This is a genomic window from Roseateles sp. P5_E11 (genome assembly GCF_054049355.1).
On sequence record NZ_JBFUMO010000595.1, the window covers coordinates 1 to 3,452 of the forward strand.

General features: G+C 69.3%; 3 protein-coding genes. All 3 read right to left on the reverse strand.

Annotated elements, in window-relative coordinates; all coding sequences use genetic code 11:
• A partial coding sequence (tssH, locus tag ACXJKR_RS27565; RefSeq protein WP_457325538.1) for a type VI secretion system ATPase TssH occupies window positions 1-2,114 on the reverse strand: 2,114 nt, incomplete at its 3' end.
• A 59-nt stretch (window positions 2,115-2,173) separates the two neighbouring features.
• Complete coding sequence (gene tssG, locus ACXJKR_RS27570) at window positions 2,174-3,241, reverse strand: type VI secretion system baseplate subunit TssG (protein ID WP_457325539.1); 1,068 nt, start codon at window positions 3,239-3,241, stop codon at window positions 2,174-2,176.
• A partial coding sequence (locus ACXJKR_RS27575; protein WP_457325540.1) for a type VI secretion system baseplate subunit TssF occupies window positions 3,238-3,452 on the reverse strand: 215 nt, incomplete at its 5' end. The genes tssG and ACXJKR_RS27575, both read right to left, overlap by 4 nt.

Consider the following 3,452-nt stretch of genomic DNA (forward strand, 5'->3'; position numbering starts at 1 on the left):
TCGTCCAGCAGCACGACGCTGTAGGGCCGGCGGCGCAYGGCCTCGGTCAGCACACCGCCCTCGCCGTAGCCCACATAGCCCGGAGGCGCGCCTTTGAGCGTGGAGACGGTGTGCGACTCCTGGTACTCGCTCATGTTGATGGTGATGACGTTCTGCTCGCCGCCGTAGAGCGACTCGGCCAGCGCCAGCGCCGTCTCGGTCTTGCCCACGCCCGAGGTGCCGCACAGCATGAAGACGCCGATGGGCTTGTTCGGGTTGTCGAGCTTGGCGCGCGAGGTCTGGATGCGGCGGGCGATCATGTCCAGGCCGTGCTGCTGGCCGATGACGCGCTGGCCCAGCGTGGCGCCCAGGCGCAGCACGGCTTCCAGCTCGTTCTTGACCATGCGGCCGACGGGGATGCCGGTCCAGTCGGCGACGACGCTGGCCACGGCCTGGGCGTCGACCGAGGGCAGGATCAGCGGGTGGTCGCCTTGCAGCTCGGCTAGCTGGGCCTGGGCGGCGTGCATCTCGACGAGCAGCCCGTCGCGGTCGGGTGCCGCAGAGGCGGCTTCATCGACCGGCTGGCCATCACCGCGCAACTTGGCGCGCAGCTCCAGGATCTTGGCGACGACATCCTTCTCCTGCTGCCAGCGCACTTCCAGCGTCGCGAGGCGCGCGCGCTCGTTGGCCAGCTTCTCTTCCACCGACACGCCGCGGTCGCCGATATGCACGCCCACCTGGGCCTCGCGGCCGATGATGCCCTGCTCGATCTCCAGCGACTCGATGCGGCGTTTGCAGTCCTCGACCTCGGCCGGCATCGCGTGCTGGCTGACGGCGACGCGGGCGCAGGCGGTGTCGAGCAGGCTGACGGCCTTGTCGGGCAGCTGGCGGGCCGGGATGTAGCGGTGCGACAGCTTGACCGCAGCCTCGATGGCCTCGTCGAGCAACTGGACCTTGTGGTGCTTCTCCAGCACCGTGGCCACGCCGCGCAGCATCAGGATGGCCTTCTTCTCGTCCGGCTCCTCGACCTGCACAGTCTGGAAACGGCGGGTCAGGGCCGGGTCCTTCTCGATGTACTTCTTGTACTCCGCCCAGGTCGTGGCGCCGACGGTGCGCAGGTTGCCGCGCGCCAGAGCGGGCTTGAGCAGGTTGGCCGCGTCGCCCGTGCCGGCGGCGCCACCCGCGCCCACCAGCGTGTGGATCTCGTCGATGAACAGGATGATGGGCGTGGGGCTGCCCTGCACCTCGTCGATGACCTGGCGCAGGCGCTGCTCGAACTCTCCCTTCATCGACGCGCCGGCCTGCAGCAGGCCGATGTCCAGCGTCAGCAGCGTCACGCCCTGCATGGGCGGCGGCACGTCGCCGCGCGCCAGGCGCAGCGCAAAGCCTTCCACCACGGCCGTCTTGCCGACACCGGCCTCGCCGGTCAGCAGCGGGTTGTTCTGGCGGCGGCGCATCAGGATGTCGACGATCTGGCGGATCTCGTCGTCGCGACCGGTCACCGGATCGATCTCGCCCTTGCGCGCCTTCTCGGTCAGGTCGACGGTGAACTTCTTCAGTGCCTCCTGGCGGCCCATGGCGGCGGGCGCCATCGCGCCCTCGGCTTGGCCGGGTTGCGCGCTGTTCAACGCGCTGCCGTCGGTGGCGCCCAGGCCGGCTTCGCCGGTCTTGCCGACCAGGCTTTGCAGCTTGTCGGCCAGGTCATCGGCCTTGATCTTCTCGAACTGGCGCGAGATGCCGAACAGCGCTTCACGCAGCGAGCGCGTGGAGAGCAGCGCCAGCAGCAGGTGGCCGCTGCGCACCTGGGCATCGCCGTACATCAGCGTCGAATAGACCCAGCCCTGCTGGATGGCGTGGGTGATGTGCTCGGAGAAGTCGCTGATGGCGGTGGAGCCGCGCGGCAGGCGGTCCAGCGCCGTTGTCACGTCACGCGCAAGCGCGGCGGCGTCCAGGCCGTAGTGGCGCACGATGGCGCTGACGTCGGACTCGTTGTTCTCCAGCAGCTGGGTGATCCAGTGCACCAGCTCGACATAAGGGTTGCCCCTGAGCTTGCAGAAGACGGTGGCGCCTTCGATGGATTTGTAGGCCAGCGGGTTGAGCTTGCCGAACAGGGCTTGGCGGCTGATGTCAGTCATTTCCAGTTCTCCTCGGTGCTAAGTGACCAAGGGCGCCGTTCGGTTCCGCTCTGAGCGCGCTACATCTGATGCTTGGGGGCAAGCGAGGGTTTCAGCGCCCCCCGGCAGATGCTCTCGACGTTCATCAGCAGCTGGTCGGCCCGCTTGCGCGGGCGCTGGCTGTTGAGCCAGGCGCTGCGCCCCAGCATGCCCACGCCGGGACGCTTGCCCAGCGGCCAGGCCGGCACCTCGGCGGGCTTGAGGCGCAGGCGCACATCCCAGGCGAACTCCTGGCCAACGTATTGCCTCACCATGGCCTGCAGGGCCTGCAGGGCCGGCAGATACGGGCCCGACGGCAGGAAGGCCTGGAATGCCTCCCAGCCCAGGGGGCCGATCTCGATGCGGAACTTGTGCTGCACATCCCAGACCTGGCGGCCCAGCACGGCACCGCGACCCAGGGCCACGCCGTCGTGCTTGACGAGGCGGGTGCGCTCCTCGAGCCCCAGCGGCATCCAGTGGCCGCTGAACTGCTGTACCAGGGCGGGCACACGGAAGCGCAGCGCGATCCAGCTTTGCAGCCCATCGGCATCGCGCGCCGAGCGAGCCAGACGGCCGGCGAAATAGAGCTTGGAAAAATCCCCCAGGGCGTCGCGCTCGCGCAGCRACGGCTCGGCCAGGCCGATGAGGGCGCCCACATGGCGCACGATAGGCGCGTCGCGGCTGCGATCCATGCCCACCACCGGGTTGGCGCGCGCCCAGGCCCGGTAGAAGAGCAGGCCGAAGCGATGCAGCAGCATGTCGGCAAAGGCCGCGAAGGTGCGGTCGCCGTGGTGCATGGCCCGCTCGCGGGCATATTCGGTCAGGTGGGTGGGCAAGGCACCATTGGGGCCGAACAGGCTCAGCACCCGCTGCACCAGGCGTGGCGGGCCGTGGTCGTTGGCGGCCAGTTTGGTGATGGCCGTCGGCGCGAAATTCAGCGCCGGTTCGCTGGCAAAGCGCACCGGCTCGTCGCCCGGGCGCAACGCATCGCCCAGGCGCGGCTTGTCGGCGTGGGCCGCCTCGATGCGGCGCAGGGCCTGGAAGAGGTCGAACCGGCCCGGGCGCGCGGCCAGCGCGTCGAAGATCGAGGGCTCGGGCTTTTGGCTCACAGCACAGCCCGGGCGCCGGACAGCGGCTGCCAGCGCTTGAGTTCGCCGCGGGTGCGCGAGACCAGCAGCGTCTGGACAAAACTGTTCATCGACACATGGCGGCTGAAGTAGTGGTGCAGCACGGCGCCCAGCAGCGTCGCGCTGCCACCTTCGAAGGAGAGCTCGTCCACCGTCAGCTGCACCTCCAGCCCGCGACCGAAGGCGATGGGGC